Annotated in this window: 25 protein-coding genes; 16 read left to right on the top strand and 9 right to left on the bottom strand. The window is 72.0% G+C overall.

Annotation, left to right across the window (positions count from 1 at the left end; translation table 11 throughout):
• Positions 1-211: 211 nt before the first annotated feature.
• Together ABD743_RS24200 and ABD743_RS24195 are read right to left on the bottom strand one after the other, a co-directional pair.
• Positions 212-442 carry a hypothetical protein gene (locus ABD743_RS24200; RefSeq protein ID WP_344724444.1) on the bottom strand — a complete coding sequence of 77 codons (231 nt, stop codon included), beginning with the start codon at positions 440-442 and terminating at the stop codon, positions 212-214.
• A gap of 196 nt (positions 443-638) precedes the next feature.
• Entirely contained in the window at positions 639-872 is a 234-nt protein-coding gene (locus ABD743_RS24195; RefSeq protein ID WP_344724443.1) for a LapA family protein, read from the bottom strand.
• 482 nt (positions 873-1,354) lie between these two features.
• Here ABD743_RS24195 and ABD743_RS24190 point away from each other — a divergent pair, with 482 nt between their 5' ends.
• Positions 1,355-1,927 (top strand): TetR/AcrR family transcriptional regulator, encoded by a 573-nt coding sequence (locus ABD743_RS24190; protein ID WP_344724442.1) that lies wholly within the window; start codon positions 1,355-1,357, stop codon positions 1,925-1,927.
• A 449-nt stretch (positions 1,928-2,376) separates the two neighbouring features.
• On the opposite strand, the gene ABD743_RS24185 is transcribed toward ABD743_RS24190, so the two are convergent.
• Positions 2,377-2,538: a hypothetical protein gene (locus ABD743_RS24185; protein ID WP_344724441.1), complete on the bottom strand. Its 162-nt coding sequence runs from the start codon at positions 2,536-2,538 to the stop codon at positions 2,377-2,379.
• On the opposite strand from ABD743_RS24185, the gene ABD743_RS24180 reads away from it, so the two are divergent.
• On the top strand, positions 2,537-2,893 hold the full coding sequence (locus tag ABD743_RS24180) for a hypothetical protein (protein WP_344724440.1): 357 nt from the start codon (positions 2,537-2,539) through the stop codon (positions 2,891-2,893). The genes ABD743_RS24185 and ABD743_RS24180 overlap by 2 nt on opposite strands.
• A gap of 22 nt (positions 2,894-2,915) precedes the next feature.
• Here the strand turns inward: ABD743_RS24180 and nhaA are convergent, their stop codons facing one another.
• Positions 2,916-4,226 carry a Na+/H+ antiporter NhaA gene (gene nhaA, locus ABD743_RS24175; RefSeq protein WP_344724439.1) on the bottom strand — a complete coding sequence of 437 codons (1,311 nt, stop codon included), beginning with the start codon at positions 4,224-4,226 and terminating at the stop codon, positions 2,916-2,918.
• Positions 4,227-4,660: 434 nt separating this feature from the next.
• Between nhaA and ABD743_RS24170 the strand changes: the two genes are divergently transcribed.
• The 4 genes from ABD743_RS24170 to ABD743_RS24155 all read left to right on the top strand — a co-directional run bounded on the left by ABD743_RS24170 (position 4,661) and on the right by ABD743_RS24155 (position 9,301).
• Positions 4,661-5,011 (top strand): STAS domain-containing protein, encoded by a 351-nt coding sequence (locus ABD743_RS24170; RefSeq protein WP_344724438.1) that lies wholly within the window; start codon positions 4,661-4,663, stop codon positions 5,009-5,011.
• 141 nt (positions 5,012-5,152) lie between these two features.
• The gene (locus ABD743_RS24165) at positions 5,153-6,295 is read left to right on the top strand and encodes an amidohydrolase family protein (protein WP_344724437.1); all 1,143 of its coding nucleotides are present in this window, start codon (positions 5,153-5,155) and stop codon (positions 6,293-6,295) included.
• Positions 6,292-7,650 carry a glutamine synthetase family protein gene (locus tag ABD743_RS24160; RefSeq protein ID WP_344724436.1) on the top strand — a complete coding sequence of 453 codons (1,359 nt, stop codon included), beginning with the start codon at positions 6,292-6,294 and terminating at the stop codon, positions 7,648-7,650. Before ABD743_RS24165 ends, ABD743_RS24160 begins: the two co-directional genes overlap by 4 nt.
• 202 nt (positions 7,651-7,852) lie before the next feature.
• The gene (locus ABD743_RS24155) at positions 7,853-9,301 is read left to right on the top strand and encodes an APC family permease (RefSeq protein ID WP_344724435.1); all 1,449 of its coding nucleotides are present in this window, start codon (positions 7,853-7,855) and stop codon (positions 9,299-9,301) included.
• Positions 9,302-9,331: 30 nt separating this feature from the next.
• Here the strand turns inward: ABD743_RS24155 and ABD743_RS24150 are convergent, their stop codons facing one another.
• Positions 9,332-9,517 (bottom strand): DUF1918 domain-containing protein, encoded by a 186-nt coding sequence (locus ABD743_RS24150; RefSeq protein WP_344724434.1) that lies wholly within the window; start codon positions 9,515-9,517, stop codon positions 9,332-9,334.
• Between the two features lie 88 nt (positions 9,518-9,605).
• Positions 9,606-10,397 (bottom strand): universal stress protein, encoded by a 792-nt coding sequence (locus ABD743_RS24145; protein WP_344724433.1) that lies wholly within the window; start codon positions 10,395-10,397, stop codon positions 9,606-9,608.
• Between the two features lie 289 nt (positions 10,398-10,686).
• Here ABD743_RS24145 and ABD743_RS24140 point away from each other — a divergent pair, with 289 nt between their 5' ends.
• The 7 genes from ABD743_RS24140 (at position 10,687) to ABD743_RS24110 (ending at position 16,420) form a co-directional block, all read left to right on the top strand.
• Positions 10,687-11,604 carry a polysaccharide deacetylase family protein gene (locus ABD743_RS24140; protein ID WP_344724432.1) on the top strand — a complete coding sequence of 306 codons (918 nt, stop codon included), beginning with the start codon at positions 10,687-10,689 and terminating at the stop codon, positions 11,602-11,604.
• Between the two features lie 144 nt (positions 11,605-11,748).
• Positions 11,749-13,059, top strand: a complete 1,311-nt coding sequence (locus tag ABD743_RS24135; protein WP_344724431.1) for an MFS transporter — start codon at positions 11,749-11,751, stop codon at positions 13,057-13,059.
• Between the two features lie 49 nt (positions 13,060-13,108).
• Positions 13,109-14,113, top strand: a complete 1,005-nt coding sequence (locus ABD743_RS24130) for a ketopantoate reductase family protein (protein WP_344724430.1) — start codon at positions 13,109-13,111, stop codon at positions 14,111-14,113.
• Entirely contained in the window at positions 14,110-15,291 is a 1,182-nt protein-coding gene (locus ABD743_RS24125; protein ID WP_344724429.1) for a M20/M25/M40 family metallo-hydrolase, read from the top strand. The genes ABD743_RS24130 and ABD743_RS24125 overlap by 4 nt, the downstream gene beginning before the upstream one ends.
• Before the next feature lie 42 nt (positions 15,292-15,333).
• Positions 15,334-15,621, top strand: a complete 288-nt coding sequence (locus ABD743_RS24120) for a type II toxin-antitoxin system Phd/YefM family antitoxin (protein ID WP_344724428.1) — start codon at positions 15,334-15,336, stop codon at positions 15,619-15,621.
• On the top strand, positions 15,621-16,031 hold the full coding sequence (locus tag ABD743_RS24115; RefSeq protein ID WP_344724427.1) for a type II toxin-antitoxin system VapC family toxin: 411 nt from the start codon (positions 15,621-15,623) through the stop codon (positions 16,029-16,031). The genes ABD743_RS24120 and ABD743_RS24115 overlap by 1 nt, the downstream gene beginning before the upstream one ends.
• Before the next feature lie 47 nt (positions 16,032-16,078).
• Positions 16,079-16,420 (top strand): hypothetical protein, encoded by a 342-nt coding sequence (locus ABD743_RS24110; RefSeq protein WP_344724426.1) that lies wholly within the window; start codon positions 16,079-16,081, stop codon positions 16,418-16,420.
• Positions 16,421-16,440: 20 nt separating this feature from the next.
• On the opposite strand, the gene pdxR is transcribed toward ABD743_RS24110, so the two are convergent.
• The gene (gene pdxR, locus ABD743_RS24105; RefSeq protein WP_344724425.1) at positions 16,441-17,853 is read right to left on the bottom strand and encodes a MocR-like pyridoxine biosynthesis transcription factor PdxR; all 1,413 of its coding nucleotides are present in this window, start codon (positions 17,851-17,853) and stop codon (positions 16,441-16,443) included.
• 321 nt (positions 17,854-18,174) lie between these two features.
• Between pdxR and ABD743_RS24100 the strand changes: the two genes are divergently transcribed.
• On the top strand, positions 18,175-18,297 hold the full coding sequence (locus tag ABD743_RS24100; protein WP_344724424.1) for a hypothetical protein: 123 nt from the start codon (positions 18,175-18,177) through the stop codon (positions 18,295-18,297).
• A 22-nt stretch (positions 18,298-18,319) separates the two neighbouring features.
• On the opposite strand, the gene ABD743_RS24095 is transcribed toward ABD743_RS24100, so the two are convergent.
• Complete coding sequence (locus tag ABD743_RS24095; protein WP_344724423.1) at positions 18,320-19,810, bottom strand: carboxyl transferase domain-containing protein; 1,491 nt, start codon at positions 19,808-19,810, stop codon at positions 18,320-18,322.
• Between the two features lie 5 nt (positions 19,811-19,815).
• Complete coding sequence (locus ABD743_RS24090; protein WP_344724422.1) at positions 19,816-21,108, bottom strand: CaiB/BaiF CoA transferase family protein; 1,293 nt, start codon at positions 21,106-21,108, stop codon at positions 19,816-19,818.
• 47 nt (positions 21,109-21,155) lie between these two features.
• On the opposite strand from ABD743_RS24090, the gene ABD743_RS24085 reads away from it, so the two are divergent.
• A complete protein-coding gene (locus ABD743_RS24085) occupies positions 21,156-21,869 on the top strand; it encodes a FadR/GntR family transcriptional regulator (RefSeq protein WP_344724421.1) in 714 nt (237 codons plus the stop codon).
• Between the two features lie 79 nt (positions 21,870-21,948).
• A complete protein-coding gene (locus ABD743_RS24080) occupies positions 21,949-22,407 on the top strand; it encodes a DUF5709 domain-containing protein (protein ID WP_344724420.1) in 459 nt (152 codons plus the stop codon).
• Positions 22,408-22,466: the final 59 nt, after the last annotated feature.

Genomic DNA, 22,466 nt, shown 5'->3' with positions numbered 1-22,466 from the left:
GGCGAGCACTCTGATCGTGTCGACCGCCCTCCTGTCGAGATCGGTCCAGTCGCTGGGCACGTCGGCTCGGGTCAACGCCTCGATGTCGATATCGGTCACAGAAGTCCTTACAAGTGAGTGGCAGGAGGGCCGCGCGCGCGTGGCCTCACTTGGACGGGAACGCTCACCGCGCCCCTCGGGGCGCGGGACGGACGGCGGACGTTCAGGCGCCCTAGGCGCCGAGATCGATCGGGCTCGGCTCGGGCGGGCTCCCCGGGACATCGCCGGACGAGATGCGGCTCCTCGTGCTGCTCAGCTGTCGGGCGATCACGCCGGTGATGCGATGGGCGTCGGCAGCCCAGCGCTGCGGGCGCTCGCTCTCGGGCAGCGCCTGGTAGGTGATCAGCAGACCCTCGAGGGTCGCGAAGAGTTCTGCGATCGCATCTGCGCGACGCGTATTCATCTGGTCACTCGATTCCGTTCAGGTCCGGCGGATGCGCAGCGGTCCCGTTCCAGCGGGGTGCCTCGAATCCACCGTCACCCCGGCACCAGCGCGTCGCACCCGTGAAAGTCCCCGGCCCTGAGACGAGCGATCGGACCCCGAGTTCCGTGGAGGCGTCGGTCCGCGTGGTTACCCGCGGCACCGGCGACCGGAATGATCAGCGGCGCCTGAACCACAGCGCACCGACGGCGAAACCGACGACCAACATGCTGGTGAGCGCCGCCCACAGCGGCATGACCACGAGCGGGATGATCACCCGGATCGTCGTCGGCTCGCGGTTCTCGATGATGAAGATGAACGCGAGTACCACCAGCACCGCACCGACGATCACCCGCGTCGTGGGTCGCCGTCGGCTCGACCGCACCGTCTTGCCCGTTCCGGTGTCGCTCATCGTCGACCTCCTCGGCGTCCGTCGCCGTTCCGTGCGTCTGCCCCGGCGTGCTCCGCCGGGGTGTGGTGACACCATCTCCCCATGGCGGGGACGCCGGATCACCCGTGGCGTGTGATCCGATGTCGTGAGCCGGCTTCTGCTGAGTCGGTGTGGGCGGCAGCGCCGGGTTCTGCAAGTGACTGCGACGATCGGGAAAATGAATCCTCGGGCGAGAAGTTCCGTCGATCTCCTGGGTTCGGGTGACCCTGCGGGGCCACGAATGCACTCTCACCTCCTGCGGGTGAGACGCGAGGAGTGGTGTCGCATGAACTCTCCGTCATTCGGACGTCGCTGAATGTCGCCGGTTGCACCCGGCCGCGGCGCGGCCCCTGCCCGTCGTGATTCGGACACTCGCGCCTGATCGAGGGCATGCGCACCGAACTGAATGTGTGGAAGTCGTGCTTGTCTTGACGTCGCCGAGACGACTGGTCATGTTCAGTGGCATGCCACGCGTCGGAGTCCGGGAGGTGCTCGTGGAGGCGGCCGTCACGGAGTTCCACCGCCACGGCTACGCGGCCTGCTCCGTGGACACCATCACCAAAGCTGCCGGCGTTCCGAAGGGTTCGTTCTACAACCATTTCGCGAGCAAGGAGCACCTCGGTGCGGAGGTGGTCGCCCGCTACGCCGCCGGCTCGGCGTGGTGGCAAGAGGTGGATCCCGGCCTCTCCCCGCTCCAGCAACTGCGCGCCCGGTTCCGAGCGGTCGTCGACGTGCTGGCCGAGAGCCGGTTCACCCGTGGCTGCCTGCTGGGCAACATGGGTACGGAGGTGGCGGACCGCAGCGACGTGATCCGGGAGCAGGTCGGCACCAGTCTCTGCCAGTGGTCGGAGGACATCGTGGCGATCCTGCGGGCGGCCCGGGCGGCGGGTGAGATCAGTGCTGGTCCTGACGTGGAGCGCCTCGGCCCCTTCCTCCTCGACGCTTTCCAGGGCGCGATCATGCACAGCAAGGTCGTGAAAGACGTTGAACCGCTCGAAGATTTCCTCAGTGTCGTTTTCGACACCGTCCTTCGCTGACCAGCGGGTGCGCCCGCTGCCGGATCGTCCCGGACATGGCGGCTGAGCTCGCCGCCCGCGATGAGCCCGGGCTGCCTACCCCTCGGGCAGCCCGGGCTCGCTACATTCCCGACCCGGACCGGTGAAGGCGGTTATCAGCGGGATCCGGTTGCGGCCGCGCAATCTCAGGGGCTCGTGCAAATCCTAGGAATAGTCACCGCTTTGGTCAGTGTTGTCCCATTAACCCGATAATTGCCGGGTTGTTCCGCGGCTTCTTCGTCATGTTTTCAACCGTAGGTGGGCGACGGTAGAGCGACCAATGAATGTTTTGCATGACGCGCCGCGGGGCCTGCATGGGTGGCCTCGTCGCCCTGTCACGCGCGTTCGCCGGCGATCGACAGGCCCCGTGTGGCGGCCTGGGCTGGGTTTTCTGCGGACAGTGCCTGATCGTGAGCCGAGGGTGAACCCGCTCACACCCGAAACGTTTCCGCAGGTCCGGAGCTCTTCTGCTTCGGGCTGGGCATGGCTATAGTTTCTCTGCGGTTTTCTTTGTCTTTGCTGGAGTTGTCATGGCTGACGATCTCGCCGAGCTGTGGATGATCGCAACCATTCACGCGCCGGGAGAAGATCATGGATAGTCCTACCCACCTGCGTGAGCGTTCTGTGCTAACCGCACAGATTGCTGAGCTGCAGGTCCGGAAGGATGTCGCAAGCCCCGAGTTCCGCCACGGCGCTGTCGACGCCTTGCACTGGCTGTGCGTCGGAGGGCCGGGTCCGTTGAGTGGCGTGCTCGCGGGCCTGCCGGTGCGGTCTCAGGCGATCGTCCGTGAGCTGGCCGCCGCCGAGGCGATCATCTACGGGGAGCCGTCGGCGTGCCGGGACTACGCCTGCGGGCTGGAGCACGCGCTGATGTGGGCCGAGTGCGCCACCCCGGCGCCTCCCGTGCCCGAACGGCGTAGGCCCGCCGGGGCGGGCACAGGTTTCTGACCCCGGCCGGAACCGTGCGCCCTCAGGTGGGCGGAGGATCCGCCTGGTACACGTCAGGCACGCCGTCAGCGTCGGCGTCACGCTCCTCCTCCGCGCACATCCGCCGGTAGTGGGAATTGCGGATTCGCAGCACCACAGTGGCGAGGAGGGCTGCGAGCAGCGAGCCGAGCAGCACCCCGACCTTGACGTGGTCGTCGCGCTCGGTGCCCGCGCCGAACCCGAGCTCGCCGATGAGCAGGGAGACGGTGAACCCGATCCCGGCGAGCAGCGCGAGCCCGAGCACGTCCCACCAGGACAGGTCCTCCGCGAGGTCGGCGCGGGTGAACCGCTGCACGGCCCAGGTCGCGCCGAGAACCCCACACGGTTTGCCCACCAGCAGGGCGGCGATGACGCCGATGGTGACGGTGTCGGTGAGGCCGGACCCGAACCCGCCCGACCCGGTCACGGACACACCTGCTGCGAAGAAGGCGAACACCGGCACGGCGAAACCCGCCGAGATCGGGCGGAACCGGTGCTCGAAGTGCTCCGCGAGCCCGGGGCCCGGACCTTCGGCGCGCCGGCGCACCGGAACGGCGAACCCGAGCAGTACCCCGGCGACGGTGGCGTGCACGCCGGAGGCGTGGACGAGCGCCCAGGTGGCCGCGGCAAGGGGCAGGAGCAGCCACCACGACCGCACGCGGCGCTGCACCAGCAGCGTGAAGAGCCCGAGCGGGAGCAGCGCCAGCGCAAGGGGGACGAAGTGCAGCGAGCGCGTGTAGAAGACGGCGATGATCGTGATGGCGAGGAGGTCGTCGACCACGGCCAGCGTGAGCAGGAACGTGCGCAGCGCCGCCGGCAGATGGGTGGCGATGACGGCGAGCACGGCGAGGGCGAACGCGATGTCGGTGGCGGTCGGTACGGCCCAGCCGGCCAGTGCTCCCTCGGCTGCGCGGGCGTTGACGGCGACATAGATCAGAGCGGGTGCCACCATGCCGCCGACGGCGGCCGCGACCGGCAGGGCGGCGAGCCGGGGATCGCGCAGGTCACCGGCGACGAACTCGCGTTTGAGCTCCAGCCCGGCCACGAAGAAGAAGATCGCCAGCAGGCCGTCGCCCGCCCACTGCGCCAACGTCAGGTCGAGATGCAGCGCGGCCGGACCGACCTGCAGCTCGCTGAGACCCTCGTAGATGCCCGACCAGGGGGAGTTCGCCCAGACCAGCGCGATCGCCGCGGCACCGACCAGCAGCGCGCCACCCACGGTCTCGGTGCGCAGGATGTCGGCTATCCGGCTGACCTCCGGCCAGCTGCCCCGGCCGAACAGGCGAGGTGCGGAGCGGCCGGGCGGCACGGTCACAGTTCCTCCGCAAAGGTCGGGGACGACATCGCCGACCAGACTTCCCGGCACACCGGGCGTCATCTTACCGGTCGCCCCATGTCCGACACCGTCCCGCGCGGCCCGCTGCGCCCTGTTCAGGCCGCCCCGTCGCCGTTAGAGTTCGACACGACGCAGGCCCGGTCCCTGCTCCGCGTCCACACGGCAAGGCCCCCGGACCAGCACGTTCGGGGCGCTCGCCCGGCACAGAGCTCGCCGGTGACACGCAGTCCCGGCTCGCCACCGCTGATGCTGGCGACAGCTTCTGGCCTTCTCGCGTAGGACGACGGCCTCCATGGCGGGGCGGGAAGTGCGGGTATTGCATGGATGGGTCCCCTGGCGCGCAGGACGCGCCGTCATCGGAGCTGGCGCGCTTCAGGCTCACCCGCCGGGGTGGGTCTCCGACGGAGGTCACCGTGCACGTCATCGGAGAGATCGACCTCCTCACCGAGCCTGCGCTGACCCGTTGCCTCGCCGAGCAGCTGCGGCCCCCGCGCGAGATCGGAAGCCTGGTCGTCGACCTGACGTCGGTGACCTTCGTCGGCGCCCGCGGCCTCTCGGCGCTGCTTGCGTTCGCGAACAGCGCCACGAGCCGCGACGTCGAGTTCCGGGTGGCGGGTTGCAGCCCGCAGGTTCTCCGGTGCCTGGACATCATCGACCCCCATGACACCTTGCCGAGGCAGGCCAGGCCGCGCCGCTCCGGCAGCCCCCGGCAGTGCCTCGACGGCGTCCGCGGCCGTCTGCGCGCGGAGAACCGGGGATGGTGACGGCCCGCCCGCGCGACCTCGGGAGCGCGAACAGGCCCGGCCACAGGGGGTAGTCGTCCCGGCGCGTCCTTGACGTGATCGGCGCCTCCCTGTCTGCTGAATCCCCGGGTCGTCGATTCAGGGGACATCAGGGGGAGTGGCATGACCGAGCCGGTGGCGGCGGCCGTGGAGTCGTTGCGGCTCGTGGACCATCACGTCCACGGCGCTGCGCGAGGTGACCTCGACGCCGAGGGGTTCGCCGCCGGCCTCTCGGAGTCGCCCTTCCCCGCGCCGCCGGGCACCTCCCAGCTGGACTCTCAGGTCGGTTTCGCGGTGCGCCGCTGGTGCGCCCCGGTGCTCGACCTGCCTCCGCACACCGACGTGCCGACGTACCTGCGGCGGCGCCGCGAGCTGGGCGCGGACGAGGTGGCACGCCGGTTCCTGGCCGCGAGCGGCATCGGCTGCTTCCTCGTGGAGACGGGCTACCGCGCCGACGAGATCCTCTCGCCCGCGGAGATGGCCAGGTCGGCGGCCACGCCCGCCCACCCCGCGTCGGCGGAGGAGGTGGTCCGGCTGGAGTCGGTGGCCGAGGACGTGGCGGCCACGGGGCCCGACGCGAGCGGCTTCGCCGAGGCGTTCGCCGCCGCTCTGGGCAAGCAGGTGCAGGGGGCTGTGGGGCTCAAGTCGGTGATCGCCTACCGGTACGGCCTCGACTTCGACCCGGAGCCACCGGATGCCGGCGAGGTGCGCCGCGCGGCCGGGCAGTGGCTGCGCGACGGGGGGCGGCTGTCCGATCCGGTGCTGCTGCGCCACCTGCTCTGGGCGGGCGTGGAACACGGGCTCCCACTGCAGTTCCACGTGGGGTTCGGCGACACCGACCTCACGATGCACCGCTGCGACCCCTCGAAGATGACGGGGTTCCTGCGACGGGTGCAGGACCGCGGTGTGCCGATCATGCTGCTGCACTGCTACCCCTACCACCGCACCGCGGGCTACCTGGCCGCCGTGTTCCCGCACGTGTACTTCGATGTCGGGCTGGCGGTGAACTACAGCGGTGCACGCAGCGCGGCGGTGATCGCCGAGTCGCTCGAGGTGGCCCCGTTCGCCAAGGTGCTCTTCTCCTCCGACGCGTGGGGACCTCCTGAGCTGCACCACCTCGGGGCGCTGCTGTGGCGCCGCGCCATGACCGCGCTGCTCGGCGAGTGGGTGGAATCCGGGGACTGGTCGCAGGCCGACGCGCTGCGCGTCGCCGAGCTCATCGGGGCGGGCAACGCGCGTCGCGTCTACCGGCTGGAGGAGCGATGAGCGATGACCTGGCCGCGCTGCTCGAGCGCATCGAGTCCGACGACGTGCGGTTGCTGCGGTTCCTGTACTGCGATCCGAGCGGTGTCATCCGCGGCAAACAGGCGCACGTCGGGCGCCTCGGCGGCGCACTGCGCTCGGGTCTCGGGCTGACCAGGGCGCAGAACGCGGTCAACGTGCTGGACGACCTGGTGCCGGTGGCCGACATGGAACCGGTCGGCGAGATCCGCATCGTCCCGGACCTCGCCACGTACGTCCGGCTGCCCTGGCTCGACGGGGTGGGCAGCGTGCTGTGCGACCAGGTCGGCCACGACGGGCGCGACTGGGGCTGCTGCCCGCGGGCGTTCCTGCAGCGCGCTGTGGCGGCGGCGGCCGACGCGGGGCTGCGGGTGCGTGCGTCCTTCGAGAACGAGTTCTACCTGGCCGAACGCACGCCCGACGGGCCACGGCCGTGGGGCGACGGCCCGGTGTACTCCTCGGCGGGGCTGGACCGGGCCGCCCCTGTGCTCAACGACATCGTCGACGCTCTGACCGAGCAGGGCCTCGTGGTCGAGCAGGCGATCAACGAGTACGGGCCGGGACAGCAGGAGATCTCCGTCCGCTACGCCGACGCGCTCACCGCCGCCGACAACCAGCTGCGGCTGCGCGACACCGTCCGGGGCGTCGCCGAGTGCTCGCACGGCCTGCTGGCCTCGTTCGCGCCCCGGCCGTGGCCGGACGGGATCGGCAGCGGTACGCACATCCACTTCTCCTTGTGGGACGCCGACGGCGCCACGAACCTGATGCCCGATGCGGCCGACCCGTTCGCGGTGTCGGAGAAGGGCGGCGCGTTCCTCGCGGGCGTGCTCGACCACCTGCCCGCGCTGGTCGCGCTTACCTGCCCGTCCTACCTGTCCTACGACCGGCTGCGGCCGAGTGCCTGGGCGGGGTCGACGGTGTCCTGGGGCTACGACAACCGGGAGGCCGCGCTGCGCGTCGCGTCGCCGTTCCGGGGCCGGGAGCGGGAGAGCGCCAACGCGGAGCTGAAGGCATGCGACGCCAGTAGCAACCCCTACCTGGCGCTCGGTGGGCTCATCCTCGCCGGGCTCGACGGCGTGGAGCGTGGGCTCGACCTGCCCGAGCCCGCCACGGTGGACCCGGCGACACTCGGCCCGGAAGAGGCCCGCCGGTGCGGCGTGCGCCCGCTGCCGGCGGACCAGCGGGAGGCGCTCGCGCGGCTGGAGGCCGACCCGGTCCTGATGAAGGGACTCGGTGACCTGCTCGGCCGGTGCATCCTCGCCACCCGGCGCGCGGAGTACGACCGGTGCGTCCGCATGGGCGACGCCGCGGTGCGGGAGGCCACTTTCAGCGTGTTCTAGCGGCCCCATGCCGCGCGACTGCGCACTCGTCTCTTACCCGATCAGGATCGAGGACGGGACGATCTGGGTTGCCGTGCCCGGTTGGGGCCACAACAGCCGCGCCTGGGGGCCTCTGCTGCGTCCGGACGGGCGACGTCTGCGCATGTTCGGTGACATCGGACCGGTTGTGACCGACCATCTCCTGATCAACCGAGGAGGCGCCATGGCGCAGAGGTCGATCTCCGGTACCCGGCTCCGTCGTGAACTGAGCGTGTGGGAGGCGATCGGCCTCTCGCTGGCGCTGATGGCGCCGTCCATGGCCGCCAACATCAACCCTCAGGGCACCGCGGGCACGGTGGGCCGTGCCGTGCCGCTCGCGTTCGCGCTGGCCACCGTCGGGGTGCTGCTCATCGCGTACACGTTCGTGCGGCTCAGCCAGCGGTTCAACCACGCCGGCAGCGTCTACGGCTTCGTCGGGGCGACGCTGGGCCCGCGCGCCGGCGTGGTGGCCGGGTGGTCGCTGCTCGGCACCTACATCTTCTATGGCGTCGTGACGTCCACGGCGGCCGGGATCTTCGGCGCCGCCGCTCTGGACACGTTGGGCATCTGGCCGAACCAGCCCTCGTGGGCCGGCTTCGCCGTCGGTGCCGTCGCCCTGCTCGGGGTGCTGGCGCTCGCCGTGGCACCCGTGCGCGGGGGCACGCGGGTGCTGCTGACGATCGAGGTTGCCACCGTGGCGCTGATCCTCGTGGTCTCCGTGATCATCCTCGCCCGGTTGGCCACGGGCACGGCGCCGGGCGGGCGGGGCGTCGACTTCTCGGTGTTCACGGTGGCGCCCGGCACCGAGGTCTCGGCGGTGTTCCTCGGCGTCGTCTTCGGGTTCCTGTCCTTCGCCGGTTTCGAGGCCGCCGCGACCCTGGGCGAGGAGGCCAAGGACCCACGCCGGAGCATCCCGCGCGCGATCCTCGGCACGGCCATCTTCGGTGGGGTCTACTTCGTGTTCGTCACGGCCGTGGAGGTGATGGGCTTCGGCACCGACGACGCGGGTGTCGCTGCCTTCATCTCGTCGTCGTCACTGCTCGGGGACCTCGGGTCCCAGTACGTGGCCGCCTGGGTGGGCGACCTCATCACGGTGGGCGCAGCGATCAGCGCGTTCGGGTGCGCGCTGGCCTGCGCGGTGGGTGCCGCCCGCATGCTCTTCGCCCTCTCCCGCGACGGCATCGGCCCCGCTGCGTTCGCGGAGATCTCCCCGGCGCGCGCCACTCCCACCCGGGCGACGGCCGCGGTCGTCGCCGTGATGTACGTGATCATCGCCATCACGTGGTTCGTGCTCGGTGGGGAACCGTTCGCTCTGTTCGTGGCCTCCGGGACGATCGGCACGCTGATCCTGCTGGTCGTGTACGCGCTGGCGACGATCGGTGCGGCCCGCCTGCTGTTCTTCTCCGGACGGCGCGAGGTAGCCGTGTGGGAGGTGGTCGTACCGGCGCTCGCCCTGGTGCTGATCGGGTACACGCTCTTCCGCAACGGGGCGCCGTACCCGGAGGGCGCCGCGGGCGTGTACCCGCTCGTGTCGGCCGCCTGGATCCTGGTCGGCGTCGTCGCGGTGCTGGTGCTGCCGGGCGCCGCCCGCCGGGCAGGGCAGCGGCTCACCGCGAACGAGGGCCTGGGCTGAGATCACGCCCCCAGGAATCAGCTCCAGCGGTCAGCCGCGGGGGAGCACCCGCGCGTCCGGGCCGGGAAAGTAAACCGACTCGTGGCCGTCCTGCCAGCGGACCCGGTAGTGCTCCCGCTCGCCCTGGCCGATCACCTCGATCACCTCGCCCCGGCGGCGTGGCGTGTCCAGAGTGGCGGTTTCGATGACGATCTGGTCACCGGTGCAGCAGCGCATGGCTCGTCCTCCTCCGCTCCTCGCGTGTCAAGTCTGTAGCCGTGCCCGGTTGCCGACAAGGCCCGCCAGGGCCACCGTGCGGTGGAAATCAGGAGTAGACGTCCGGGAGGAACTCCGGCCGGGGCGCCCGCGGGGTGAGCAGCACCGAGCACGGGGCGTGGTGAAGAGCGCTGTGGGCGACGAGCCCGAGCGGGCCGGGTGGGAACGTGCGTGGGCCGCCGATGACGAGGAGGTCGGCGTCCAGTCCCTCACCGACCATCTCGTACGGGCGGACCCGCAGCAGGAGAGGCACCACGGTGAGGTCCGGGGCCGTCGCGTGCGCGGCCGCGACGGAGGTGCCGAGCAGCCGGTGCGCGTGGTCGAGCGCGGCGTCGAGCCCGACGCTGCGCTCCGCGAACGACGTGGGCACGCCGTGGGCGACGACCAGGTCGGCGTGCCTGTGCAGGGCGGCCGTCGCGGCCGCGGCCAGCACCGGCCCGTCGTCGGGGAGGGCCTGTACCGCCGCGACCACCTGCGGCCGCCCGGAGCGCGGCGGCGACACCGTCGATGACACGACGAGGACGGAACTGTCCTGGCGGGCGGCGGCCGAGGCGATCTCGGCGATGGTGCCGACCCGCTGCGCCGCGGCCGTGAAGTCGTCGGCGGAGGCGGCAGGCAACTCGTGGCGACGCAGCCACCGTCCGGACCGCCGGCACCAGTCCACCACCCAGTCGGGTGCACCTTCGCTTTCGCAGACCACGACGACGCCGCCGCGTTCCACCGGATCGGGGCGTCGGATCGAGAGTGTCGTGCCATGGACGGTCACCACCCCGACCCAACTCCGGAGGATGCCGCCGGTCCAGTACATGATGGTGGGAAATCCCCTGGACGGGGCGGTCACCGGCCGCAGCAACGGACGCCGTTCGGGCGGGCCGATCGGGTGAACCCGAGTGGTGCGGCCACGTTGTGCCCAGCGGCGTGACCGCAGGGTGTGACGCCCGGCCTTCGGGCGCGTCCCGGGTGGGTGGGTTAGGGGCGGCCAGGTCGTCGTGGCATTCACCTCGCACGGGTGAGGTGTGCGGGGGTACGCGGACCGGCGCGCAATCGGCCCGCCGGTCGTGGTCGGCACACCGATCGCGGACCGCGCGAGAACCCTGTCCGACGCGCGGATCGCCAGTAGGGTGATCAGGATGGGTGGCCCCATCGAGCTTCAGCCGTGGCAATGGGACGAGCCGACCTGGCGCGGACACGTCGAACGTGTGCGCGCCGGAGACCGGCTGGTACCGGACAGCTGGCCGGGGGGTGCCACGGTCGCGGTGGCGATCTCCTTCGACCCCGACCACGAGACGATCCCGCTACGTGACGCCGAGACCCGTCCGGGGAAGCTGTCACAGGGCGAGTACGGCGCGCGGGTCGCGGTTCCGAAGGTGCTCGCGCTGCTCGCCGAGTTCGGCGTCCCGGCCAGCTTCTTCATGCCCGCGGTGTCCGCGCTGCTGCACCCCGACGAGGTCACGGCCTACGTCGCCGGCGGCCACGAGGTGGCGGTGCACGGCTGGATCCACGAGCGCAACATGCTGCTGGAAGGCGCCGCCGAGCTCGACCTCACCGGCCGCGCGGTCGAGGTGCTGGAGAAGCTCAGCGGCGTGCGCCCGGTCGGCATCCGCACCCCGAGCTGGGATTTCTCCGACCACACCCTCGCGATCATCGAGCAGCTCGGGCTGCGCTACGACTCGTCGCTGATGGCCGACGACGAGCCCTACGAGCTCGTGGCCGCCGGCCGGCCCACCGGGATCGTGGAGATCCCGGTGGAGTGGATCCGCGACGACGCGCCCTACCTGATGATGGAGCGCTACTCCTCGCTCCGGCCCTACACGCCACCGCGCGCCCTGCTGGAGATCTGGCGCGACGAGTTCGACGCCGCGTACGCCGAGGGCGGGCTCTTCCAGCTCACCCTGCATCCGCACGTCATCGGCCACCGCTCCCGGCTGGTGGTCCTGCGCGAGCTGCTCGCGCACATCGCGGGACACTCCGGGGTCTGGTTCGCCACGCATGCCCAGCTGGCCGAGGTGGCTCGCACGCTGCTCAGGCCGGGCCCAGAGCGGTCATGAGCGAGCTTGCGAGCGAATCATCGGTACAGCGCTTTCGCGCAGCGCTGACCGAGCGCAGCGAGGGATTGCGATGAGCGAGCTTGCGAGCGAATCATCGGTACAGCGCTTTCGCGCAGCGCTGACCGAGCGCAGCGAGGGATTGCGATGAGCGGGGTGGCGGCGTCGGCGGACGCCCCGTCCGGCACCCGGCTCACCCGCGGTCAGCGCAAGGCGATCGTCGCCGGTTCGATCGGCAACACCGTCGAGTGGGTCGACTGGGCGGTCTACGGCACGCTCGCGCCGATCTTCGCGTCCCAGTTCTTCCCGAGCGGCAACCCCACCGCCGCCCTCCTCTCGACGCTCGCGGTGTTCGCCGTCGGGTTCGTCATGCGGCCGATCGGCGGTGCCCTGCTCGGCGCCTACGCCGACCGGCACGGCCGCAAGAAGGGCCTCACGCTGACGATCGGGCTGATGGCGGGCGCGGGTTTCGTGATCGCGATCTGCCCCACCTACGAGGCGATCGGGATCGCCGCGCCGGTGGTACTGCTGCTCGCCCGGCTCGTGCAGGGCTTCTCGGCGGGTGGGGAGTTCGGATCGTCCTCGTCGTTCCTCGTGGAGTCGGCCGCGCCGCGCCGACGGGCCTTCGCGGGCTCGTGGCAGCAGGTGTCGGTGGGCGCGGGCGCGTTGATCGCCTCGCTCATGGGGTTCGTGCTCACCTCGGCGCTCAGTGACGCCGCGATGCAGGCCTGGGGCTGGCGGATCGCCTTCGGGATCGGGGGCGTGCTCGGGCTGGTGGGGCTCTGGCTGCGGGTCACCGTGGAGGAGACCGAGAGCTTCCGGCGTGCCAGCGACGAGGGCCGCACGCGGCGGCGCAACCCGATCGTCGGGATGCTCACCGATCACCCGGCGGCCGCGCTGCGCGTCATTGGCATCACGATCGCCGGCACGCTCACGTACTACGTGTGGATCAGCTACATGCCCGGATACGCCCACGCGGCCGTCGGCATCCCGCTGTCGGAGGCACTGCTCGCCAACACGATCGCGATCGCGTACTTCCTCTGCCTGCTGCCGTTCGTCGCGCTGCTGTCGGACCACTACGGGCGCAAGCCCACACTGCTCGCCTTCGCGATCGGCTTCGTCGTGCTCGCCTACCCGGCGTTCCGGCTGCTCGAAGTCGGTGGGTTCTGGCCGCTGCTGGTGGTCGAACTGGTCGGCGTCACGTTCCTGGCCGGCTACTCGGCCAACTGCGCCGTGGTGATGGCCGAGCAGTTCCCCGCCGAGGTGCGCAGCACGGGCATCGGGCTGCCGTACGCGCTCGCCGTGGCCGTCTTCGGCGGCACCGCCCCGTACATCACCACGTGGATGAGCGCGAGCGGGCTGCGCGGCTGGGTCTGGCTGTACGTGGCGGTCGCCGCACTGATCGGCGTGGTCGTCTACGCCACGATGCCCGAGACGAAGGGCCGGGAGCTCACGTGAGACACGGCCGTCGACGACGGTTCGGCGGGGCGGAGAGGAGCTGTCAGCAGTGGGCTATGTGATCGTGGGGGCCGGTGCCATCGGTGGCACCCTCGGCCATCACCTCGCGCGTGCCGGGCACGAGATCACCGTCGTCGACGCCGATGCCGAGCACGTGCGCAGCATCCGTGAGCGGGGGATCGTGGTGCGACGGGGTGACGAGCACACCGCCGCTCCCGTGGCGGCGGCGTTCACGCCGGACGAGGGCGGGCCGCAGGAGGTCTCCCGTGTCCTGCTGGCGGTCAAGGCCCAGGCCACGGGGCGGGCGCTGGACTGGATCGCGCCACGGCTGGCGGCCGACGGGTTCGTCGTCTCCGTGCAGAACGGGTTGAACGAGCCGGAGATCGCCGCACGCGTCGGCGCGGCCCGCACCGTCGGCGCCTTCGTCAACCTGTTCGCCGATGTCGTGGCGCCGGGCGAGATCCGCGACGGCGGGCTCGGCGCCCTCGTGGTCGGCGAGGTGGACGGGCGGGAGTCGGCGCGGGTGCGGGAGGTCGTCGCCGACCTGCAGGCGTGGGGCCCGGCGCGTGCCACCGCGAACGTCAACGGGTACCTGTGGTCCAAGCTGGGCTTCGGCGCGATGCTCGTGGCCACCGCGCTCGCCGACGCGTCCATGGCGGACCTCATCCACCGGCATCGCGCGGTGATGCACGCGCTCGCGGCGGAGGTGTATGGGGTGGCGGCCGCTGACGGGATCACGCTGGAGCCGTTCGACGCGTTCGATCCCGCGCCCTACGCGAGCGGCGACGGGGCGGCGGCGGATGCGGCCACCGACGCGCTGGTGGCGTGGCTGCGCACCCAGACGAAGGACCGCAGCGGCATCTGGCGTGACATCGCGGTACGCCGCAGGCCCACCGAGGTACCCACGCACTACGGACCGGTGCTCCATCGGGCCGCGCAGCTCGGGATAGCTGTCCCGGGCCTCGAGCGGCTGGTGGCGCAGATCGGGGAACTGGAGGGTGGAGCGCCGATGACCGAACAGCGGATCGACGACCTTGCGGGAGCCCTGCGATGACCGTGCCCACGCCCGCCGTCCTCGACGGGGTCGATGTCGCGGCGCTGCACGGCCGGCTGGCCGGCCACCGCGACGATCTCGTCGCCGACCTCGTGGCCTACGCCGAGCAGGAGACCCCGAGCGACGACGTCGCATTGCTCGCGGCCGGATTGGCGCACCTCGAGTCCTGGGTGGGTGAGCGGCTCGGTGCACCGCGCTCCCGAGCGCTGCACCGGTCGGACGAGTACGGAGACGTCCTCGAACTCGAGTACGACGGCACGGGCGACCGGCTCCTCACCTTCCTCGCGCACTACGACACGGTCTGGAGCGCGGGCACCCTCGCCGACTGGCCCGTGCAGATCGACGGCGACCGGCTCAGCGGGCCGGGCGTGTTCGACATGAAGGCCGGGCTGGTCCAGGCCGTCTGGGCGGTCCGGGCGCTGCGCGAGGCCGGCCTGCCGCATCCGCCGCTGCGCCTGCTACTCAATGGCGACGAGGAGATCGGCAGCCCGTTCTCGCGGCCGCTGATCGAGAAGGCCGCCGTGGACGCCGCGGCCGTGCTGGTGTTCGAGGCGAGCGCGGACGGCGCGCTGAAGACATCGCGCAAGGGTGTGGGCCTGTTCGACGTGCACGTGCGGGGCGTCGAAGCGCATGCCGGACTCGACCCGACGGCGGGGGCGAGCGCGATCGACGAGATCGCCCGCATCGTGCGCACGCTGCACGCGGCCACGGACCTCGCGGAGGGCACCACCGTGAACGTCGGGGTGCTCCACGGCGGCACCCGCCGCAACGTCACGGCCGCAGCCGCGACGGCCGGCGTCGACGTACGGGTCGCCAGGCTGGCGGCGCAGGACAGGATCGACGAGCTGCTGGGGTCGCTGCGGCCGCACGACCCGCGGGTCGAGGTGACGGTGGAGGGCGGGTGGAACCGGCCGGTGATGGAACGCAGCGCCGCGGTCGCCGCCATGTACGCCCTGGCCCGCCGGGCAGGCGAGCATCTGGGCGTCGACTTGCGGGAGACCTCGGTGGGCGGAGCGAGCGACGGCAACTTCGTCGCGGCCATGGGCCGCCCGGTGCTCGACGGCCTCGGCGCCGTCGGCGATGGCGCCCACGCGCGCCACGAGCACGTCAGCATCGCCGGGTTGGTCGAGCGGGCGGCGGTGGCGGCCGCGGTGATCAGCGCCTTCGCCCACCGATGACGGCATGCCCAGCATTTTGTACATAGACGTACACTCGTGTACGTGGCGGAGTTGAGTGTCAGCGAGGCCCGGGCGAGGCTGCCCGAGGTGCTCGATCGCGTGGAGGCCGGTGAGGAGATCACGATCACCCGTCATGGCAGGGCAGTGGCCGTGCTCCTGCGTCCTGAAGCGGTAAGGGCGCGCCGAGCGGAACGAACGATTGAACGCGGGCGCGAGATCGGGGCACTGTTGGCGAGCGCGCGGGAGCGGCCGCTGGATCCGGCCGCGGTCTCCGCGGACCGGGCGGAAGAACTGATCGACGCCGTGCGCGCTGATCGCGACCGGTCCTGATGGATGCCTTCGACGCGGACGTCCTGATCTATGCCGGAGTCGGGGGGCACCCGCTGGGGCGGCGGGTGCGCGCGTTGTTCGAGGTGAAGGCGGGAACCACGGCAGGCATCGGCTCGGTTCTGCTCCTCCCCGAAGTCCTCGCGAAGCCGATGCGCGACGGCGCGACCGACGAAGTCGGCGCGCTCGTCGGTCTGCTCAGTCGGTTGGAGCTGCGTCCGGTCGATCCGGCGACAGCCGAGGTGGCCACGTCGCTCGCAGCGTCCCATCGTCTGCGTGCGGCCGATGCTGTGCATCTGGCCACCGCGGTGATGGCCGGTGCCGACCGGTTCATCACCAACAACCGCCGGGACTTCCCGGAGGCCATCTCCGAGATCGACGTCACCTATCCGGACGCCCTCGGCGACCCCTGATCGGGCGTCGGCCGGTTCCCGGGGTCGCCGAGGGGGTACGCGGCGCCATGAGCGACCCCGTCGAGCACGACCTCGAGCTCACGACCAGCGCGTTGCAGTCCGGTCCGCTGGCGCTCGGCATCGCAGGCGGGCTCGTGGAGATCCGGCGCTGGCAGGACCGGATCGACGGCACCGGTGCCGCCGCGCTGGAGGAGATCGGGGCGGCGCTGGCCGAGCTGCGCGGCGAGCTGGAGAGCGACGCACCGGACCCCGCTGTCCTCGCCGACCTGATGCGCCGCCTCGGCGAGCGCACTCTCGCCGTCGCCCAGGACCAGCCCGAGGGCAACGTGCGATCCCGGCTCGAGGAGCTCGGCCACCTGCTGCAGCAGGGTGGCGCCGAGGCCGACTGAGCCGGGGCGCACGTGACGTGTCAGGTGTGGTCGGCCAGCACCCGGCACAACGCGTCGAGCGCCGGACCGTACGCGTGGTCGGACGGCGCGGCGTAACCGACGACGAGACCGTCCGTCGGGGCCACCGTGGCGTCCGGGTGGCGGAACGCCGCCAAGCCGTCGAGGGCGATGCCCGCCGCGGTGGCGCTCTCGACGAGCGTCTGCTCCGTGCCCGGAGGCAGCCGCAAGGCGACGTGCAGGCCCGCGGCGATGCCGGTGGGCTGCAGGTCCCGCTCCGCGACGGCCGTGACCAGCTGGTCACGGCGTCGGCGGTAGCGCTGCCGCATCCGGCGGATGTGGCGGTCGTAGGCCCCCGACGAGATGAAATGCGCGAGCGTGAGCTGGGCCAGGACGTTCGCCCATCCCTCACGCTCACCCTTGACGGCGAGGACGGGATCCACGAGCTGATCAGGGAGCGCCATCCAGCCCAGGCGCAGGGCGGGGGAGAGACTCGTGCTCACCGACCCGACGTAGACGACGTGGTCGGGATCGAGGCCCTGCAGCGCCCCGATCGGCTGGCGGTCGTAGCGGAACTCGCCGTCGTAGTCGTCCTCCACGAGCATGCCGCCGCGGGACCGGGCCCAGTCGAGCACGGCAGGCCGCCGGGCCGGTGCCAGCGGGCCACCGGTGGGGAACTGGTGCGCCGGCGTGAGCAGCACGGCCCGCACCTGGTCGTAGCGGGCGAGCTCGTCGATCCGCGCGCCGTTCTCGTCGAGGGTCAGTGGGACGGTGCGCACCGAGGCTGCGGCCAGCACGGCGCGGTGGTGCGCGAGCCCGTAGGACTCCACGGCCAGCGGGCCGCTCAACACCCCGTCGAACAATAGGCGCAGGGCGTGGGAGAACCCCGAGCACACCACGAGCCGTTCCGGCGTGGTGCGTACGCCTCGTGCGCGGGCGAGGTACTCGGCAAGGGCCTCTCGAAGCTCGATGCGACCGCGTGGGTCACCAGGACCGAAAGCGTCGTTCGGTGCGTCCATCAACGCCCGTCGAGCCGACGCGAGCCAGGCCCGGCGCGGGAACGAGGACGCGTCCGGCTGCCCCTGTTCGAGGTTGTGCACCGGGAGCGCTCGTACTGTCCGTGCGGGCGGGTGGACCGGAGGTGGTCCGACCGCCTGGGCGCGGTGTGCAACCTGGGTACCCGCCCCCTGGCGGGCGGTGAGCCAGCCCTCGGCCACGAGTTCGGCGTAGGCGTCGGCGACAGTGTTACGGGCCAGGCCGAGTTCGGCCGCGACGGCGCGATACGGCGGAAGCCGCGTACCTGGAGCCAGCCGGCCCGAGCGAACGGCCTCCCGGAGAGCCCGGATGAGTGCCGCGCGCCGGCTCCCCGGCCTGGCCAGCTCCACATGCACCGCCGCGCCGAGCTCTTCGGCAAGATTGACCCACGAATTCCCCACAGAATTGCACCTACAAAAGGTCGATTCATCCCCCACGTTTATGACATGACGAACGCCAAGCCATTTCGGTTCAATGCCGAGACCTAGTAAGGGCTGCGCGGAGACCCGAGCTTGCTCCGAGTGGCGGGCCCAGGTGGTCCCGGCAGAGCATCGCGGCGAAGGCGGCCGGCCGGATCCACCTGGTGCACGAGACCTCCGGTGACGCCCAGCAGGGGTGGTTCGTGCCCACCTACGCGCTCCAGCCGCCAGCCGCTCGCCGGGGTGCGCCGCGCGATCCTCGTTCACCTCTACCACCCGCATTGGGTGTTCGAGGAGTGCGACATGACCGGGCTTGAAGAACCCGAGCCCTACCGGCCCGACTGCTTCACGACCGGGAACGGGGGCCTGCGCCCTGCCGGCCTACTCCGCGTGGACCGCGGTCGGCGGGGCGCTGCAGAGTCCTGAGTCGGCTCCCAGCGGCCCGATGTCAGCTCGGCAGCCCGAGCCGCCGCAGCCGGTCCACGCGGGCCGTGAGACGGGCGTCATCGGTCTGGCGTAGTCGGTGTAGCTCGTACTCGACCGCAGCGGCGATCCGCCGGCTGAACGCGCCGGGCTCGACCGCGGCGTCGGGATGTTCGAGGACGACGGCGTCGACGGCGCCCGCGCGATGGAGGTCACCGGCCCGGACGCCCTGCAGCTCCGCCACCTCGGGGGCGCGCTCGGGGTCGCCGTGCAGGATCGCGGCAGCGCCTTCCGGGGGCAACGGCGAGAGCCACGCGTTGCCCGCGGCGAGCACCCGGTCGGCAGGCAGCAGGGCCAGCGCCGCGCCGCCGGTGCCCTGCCCCAGCAGCAGCGACAGCGTGGGCACCGGCAGGGCGATGAGATCGGCGAGGCAGCGGGCGATCTCGCCGGCGAGACCGCCTTCCTCCGCCTCCGGGTGCAGAGCGGCACCGGGGGTGTCGATCATGGTGACGAGGGGCAGCCGCAGCTCGGTGGCGAGGCGCATTCCGCGGCGGGCGATACGCAGGTCGGCGGGCCCCAGCGGAGTGCGGGCCTGAGCGCGGCGGTCCTGCCCGATCAGCACGCAGGACTGCGTGCCGAACCGGGTGAGCGCGAGCAGCAGCCCGTCACTCGCCTCGCCTTCGCCGGTGCCGGCCAGCGTGACGTGGTCGACCGCGGCGAGCCGCAGCACGTCGTGCACGCCGGGGCGGCCCGGCCTGCGGGTGGCGGTGATCGCCTGCCAGGCCGGGGGGTCGGACGCCACCGGCCCCTGCGAGGGGACGGGGGCCGGTGGCGATCCGGGCTGGGGAGGGTCCAGTAACGAGAGGACGTGCGAGGTGACTCTCGCGAGGTCGCCGGTCGGCAGCACCGCATCGACGAGCCCGTGGGCGTGCAGGTTCTCCGCGGTCTGCACGCCGGACGGGAACGGTTCCCCGTGCAGCGCGGCGTAGACCTTGGGACCGAGGAAGCCGATCAGCGCGCCGGGTTCGGCGAGCGTGATCTGGCCGAGCGAGCCCCACGACGCGAACACCCCGCCGGTCGTGGGGTGGCGCAGGTGGACCAGGTAGGACAGGCCTGCCGCCTTGTGAGCGGTCACGGCAGCGGTGATGGCGGCCATGCGCAGGAACGCGAGGGTGCCTTCCTGCATGCGCGTGCCGCCGGACGCGGTGACGGCGAGCAGCGGGAGCCGTTCTGCCGTGGCCCGCTCGACGGCCCGGACGATCCGATCCGAGGCGGCCACCCCGATGGAGCCACCGAGGAAGGCGAACTCGCTGCACACCACCGCGACCCGGCGCCCGTCGACGCGGCCCTCGCCGGTGATCACGGACTCGTCCGCGCCGCTGCGGGCCGCGGCGGCAGCCAGCGCGGCGCGGTAGCTCGGGTCGGCGGGCACGGCGACCGGCGCCGAGTCCCAGCTGCGGAACGACCCGGCGTCGAACACGGTGGCGATCACGGCGGCCGCCCCGGTCGAGGTCATGGCAGTCACTGTGCCGCCCCCTCGGCCGAGGTGCTCCGGTCCAGCCTGAGCTCGGCGCGCAGCGCGGGGCCGTGCTGGTCGAGGGTCGGCGGGGCGCTGTGGCTCCTGCGCGGCCGTTCCTGGTCGTCGCCGTCGAAGAACCGCAGCGGCGGACCGGGCAGGGTGAGCGTGCCGAGCGTGGCGTGCTCGACGTCGACCAGCAGACCCTGGCTGGCGGTCTGCTCCCACGCATAGACCTCGTCGATCGTGCGGAGCCGGCCTGCGGGCACGCCTGCCCGGGAAAGGCGAACGAGCAACGTGTCGGGCTCGTCGACGGCGAAGGCGTCCTCGACGACCGTGCGGACCAGGTCGGGATGGCGGACGCGCTCCTCGTTGGTCCGCAGCCCGTCGGCAGCAGGGTCGAGCCCGAACTCCGCGCACAGCCGGCGCCAGAGGCCCTCGCTGCCGCACGAGATCTGGACCGCGCCCCCCTTGCAGCGGAAGAGGCCGTAGGGAGAGATCGACGGGTGGTGGTTGCCGCGGGCATGGCCCACCTCACCGGCGACGGTCCAGGCCGTGCCCTGGAACCCGTGGACTCCGACCACGGCCGCGAGCAGCGAGGTGCGCACCACGGTGCCTACGCCGGTGCGGTCGCGCTCGCGCAACGCGGCGAGCACCCCGTATGCCCCGTACATGCCCGCGAGGATGTCGGCGATCGGGACCCCGACGCGCTGCGGGTCGTCGGGACCCGACCCGGTGACGGACATCAGCCCGGCCTCGCCCTGCGCGATCTGGTCGTAGCCGGCGCGCCCGCCCTCGGGCCCGTCGTGGCCGAAGCCGGAGATCGACAGGACGACCAGCCGTGGGTTGAGCCGGTGCAGCTCGGGGACTCCGAAGCCGAGGCGGTCCAGCACGCCGGTGCGGAAGTTCTCCACCAGCACGTCGGCGCGGCGGACGAGGGAGACGAGCGCGGCGTGCCCCTCGTCGGACTTGAGGTCGAGCGCGACCGACTCCTTGTTGCGGTTGGCCGACAGGAAGTAGGTCGACTCGACGCCGTGCTCGGGATCACCGACGAAGGGCGGCCCCCAGCCTCGGGTGTCGTCGCCGCCGTGCGGCGTCTCGATCTTGATGACGCGGGCGCCCAGGTCGCCCAGCATCATCGTCGCGTGCGGGCCCGCGAGGGCCCGGCTGAGGTCGACGACGAGTAGGCCGTCGAGCGGGGCGGACATGCGTTGCGCCTCCCGTCGATGCAGAACGCTCCGGCCGGCCACGCCGAGAGTGCGGCGCTCGAACCCGAGGTGGCTCAGTGGACTAGCCAATAAGAGGACTATAGTCCCGGCGAGCTGTCAGTGGAGGTGTGATTCCTGTGTCCGCTGCGCCGAAGCGCGGTCCCCGGCCCCTGCGGCCCTTCAACCGGCCCCGTCTCTACGAGCAGTTGGTGGAGCGCCTGCTCGACCACATGCAGGTCGAAGGCCTGGCGGCAGGCGACCGCCTGCCCCCGGAGCGGGAGCTCGCGTCGCAGCTCGGGGTGAGCCGAGCTTCGGTGAGCCAGGCTCTCATCGCGCTCGAGGTGCAGGGCATCATCGACGTCCGCCACGGCGACGGTGCGGTGATCCTCGACGTGCCGCCGCAGCAGCAGGTGCTCGCCGCCCTCGACGCCCGGCGCAACCAGCTCCGCGAGGTGATCGAGGCCCGGGAGGCGCTGGAGGTGCAGCTCGCCGCGCTGGCGGCGAAGCGGCGCACGGAGGACGACCTCGCCGCGATCGACGACGCCCTCGACGGGATGGCCCTCGAGATCTCGCGTGGTGGTCGCGGGGTCACCGGCGACGAGCGCTTCCACGCCGCCGTCACCGCCGCCGCACACTCCGGCCTGCTCGCGGACCTCATGACCAAGATCTCGGAGCTGGTCCGCGAGAGCCGCATCGAGTCGCTCTCCCAGCCCGGCCGTCCCGACCAGTCGCTGGCCGGGCACCGCAAGGTGGCCGAGGCGATCCGTTCGGGCGACGCGGGCGCAGCGGCAGCCGCGATGGGCGAGCACATCGCGGCGGTGTCGGACGTCGCCCTGCTGCGCAAGAGCTGACACACGACCGGACCCTCCGCCCGGCGAGCGCCACGACCTGGCAGGCTGGAGTCGTCGACGAGCGACCAGGAGGGGTGACGTGAGCAGCGACGACGACCGCACTGACGGCTACGACAACGACTCCGGGCTCCTCGAGCCCGAGGACAGCCTCGAGGACCGCGGGGTGGAGGACGTCCTCGACGAGGGCTACTCGCCTCCCGAGCGGCCGCTCGGACTCGACGAGTGGGGCACCACGCCGCGTGAGGAGCACGACGGCGAGACCCTCGACCACCTGCTCGCCCGTGAGGTGCCCGAGCGCGAGGACCCCCCGTGGGACGGGCTGGGCGACACCTCCGACACCGACGGGGAGCTGCTCGATGACGAGGTCGGCGACGCCCGCTCGGGGCGGCTCGTGGCCTTCGACGACGGTGGCCTGTCCAACTTCGACGAGGAGCTCTTCGCGGAGGACGCGGGGATCGACGGCGGCGCCGCGTCGGCGGAGGAGGCGGCCGTGCACATCGTCGGCGATCGGGATCGCGTCCTCGACGACGAGCGCTGACGACCACGAGCCGACCACGCACCAGGGCCACCGCGGCGCGTCCGCGGACCCGATGCGGG

The sequence above is a fragment of the Pseudonocardia yunnanensis genome (genome assembly GCF_039534065.1).
Classification (GTDB): Bacteria; Actinomycetota; Actinomycetes; order Mycobacteriales; family Pseudonocardiaceae; genus Pseudonocardia; species Pseudonocardia yunnanensis.
The sequence above is the reverse complement of the archived record's forward strand: the minus strand, read 5'-3'. Positions and strand labels throughout refer to the sequence as shown.

What these genes read in the sequence shown, in the direction of transcription:
- ABD743_RS24200 (WP_344724444.1), bottom strand. Translation starts at nt 442, where the DNA reads ATGAATACGCGTCGCGCAGATGCGATCGCAGAACTCTTCGCGACCCTC.
- ABD743_RS24195 (WP_344724443.1), bottom strand. Translation starts at nt 872, where the DNA reads ATGAGCGACACCGGAACGGGCAAGACGGTGCGGTCGAGCCGACGGCGA.
- ABD743_RS24190 (WP_344724442.1), top strand. Translation starts at nt 1,355, where the DNA reads ATGCCACGCGTCGGAGTCCGGGAGGTGCTCGTGGAGGCGGCCGTCACG.
- ABD743_RS24180 (WP_344724440.1), top strand. Translation starts at nt 2,537, where the DNA reads ATGGATAGTCCTACCCACCTGCGTGAGCGTTCTGTGCTAACCGCACAG.
- ABD743_RS24185 (WP_344724441.1), bottom strand. Translation starts at nt 2,538, where the DNA reads ATGATCTTCTCCCGGCGCGTGAATGGTTGCGATCATCCACAGCTCGGC.
- ABD743_RS24165 (WP_344724437.1), top strand. Translation starts at nt 5,153, where the DNA reads ATGACCGAGCCGGTGGCGGCGGCCGTGGAGTCGTTGCGGCTCGTGGAC.
- ABD743_RS24160 (WP_344724436.1), top strand. Translation starts at nt 6,292, where the DNA reads ATGAGCGATGACCTGGCCGCGCTGCTCGAGCGCATCGAGTCCGACGAC.
- ABD743_RS24155 (WP_344724435.1), top strand. Translation starts at nt 7,853, where the DNA reads ATGGCGCAGAGGTCGATCTCCGGTACCCGGCTCCGTCGTGAACTGAGC.
- ABD743_RS24150 (WP_344724434.1), bottom strand. Translation starts at nt 9,517, where the DNA reads ATGCGCTGCTGCACCGGTGACCAGATCGTCATCGAAACCGCCACTCTG.
- ABD743_RS24140 (WP_344724432.1), top strand. Translation starts at nt 10,687, where the DNA reads ATGGGTGGCCCCATCGAGCTTCAGCCGTGGCAATGGGACGAGCCGACC.
- ABD743_RS24135 (WP_344724431.1), top strand. Translation starts at nt 11,749, where the DNA reads ATGAGCGGGGTGGCGGCGTCGGCGGACGCCCCGTCCGGCACCCGGCTC.
- ABD743_RS24125 (WP_344724429.1), top strand. Translation starts at nt 14,110, where the DNA reads ATGACCGTGCCCACGCCCGCCGTCCTCGACGGGGTCGATGTCGCGGCG.
- ABD743_RS24115 (WP_344724427.1), top strand. Translation starts at nt 15,621, where the DNA reads ATGGATGCCTTCGACGCGGACGTCCTGATCTATGCCGGAGTCGGGGGG.
- ABD743_RS24110 (WP_344724426.1), top strand. Translation starts at nt 16,079, where the DNA reads ATGAGCGACCCCGTCGAGCACGACCTCGAGCTCACGACCAGCGCGTTG.
- ABD743_RS24100 (WP_344724424.1), top strand. Translation starts at nt 18,175, where the DNA reads ATGACCGGGCTTGAAGAACCCGAGCCCTACCGGCCCGACTGCTTCACG.
- ABD743_RS24095 (WP_344724423.1), bottom strand. Translation starts at nt 19,810, where the DNA reads ATGACCTCGACCGGGGCGGCCGCCGTGATCGCCACCGTGTTCGACGCC.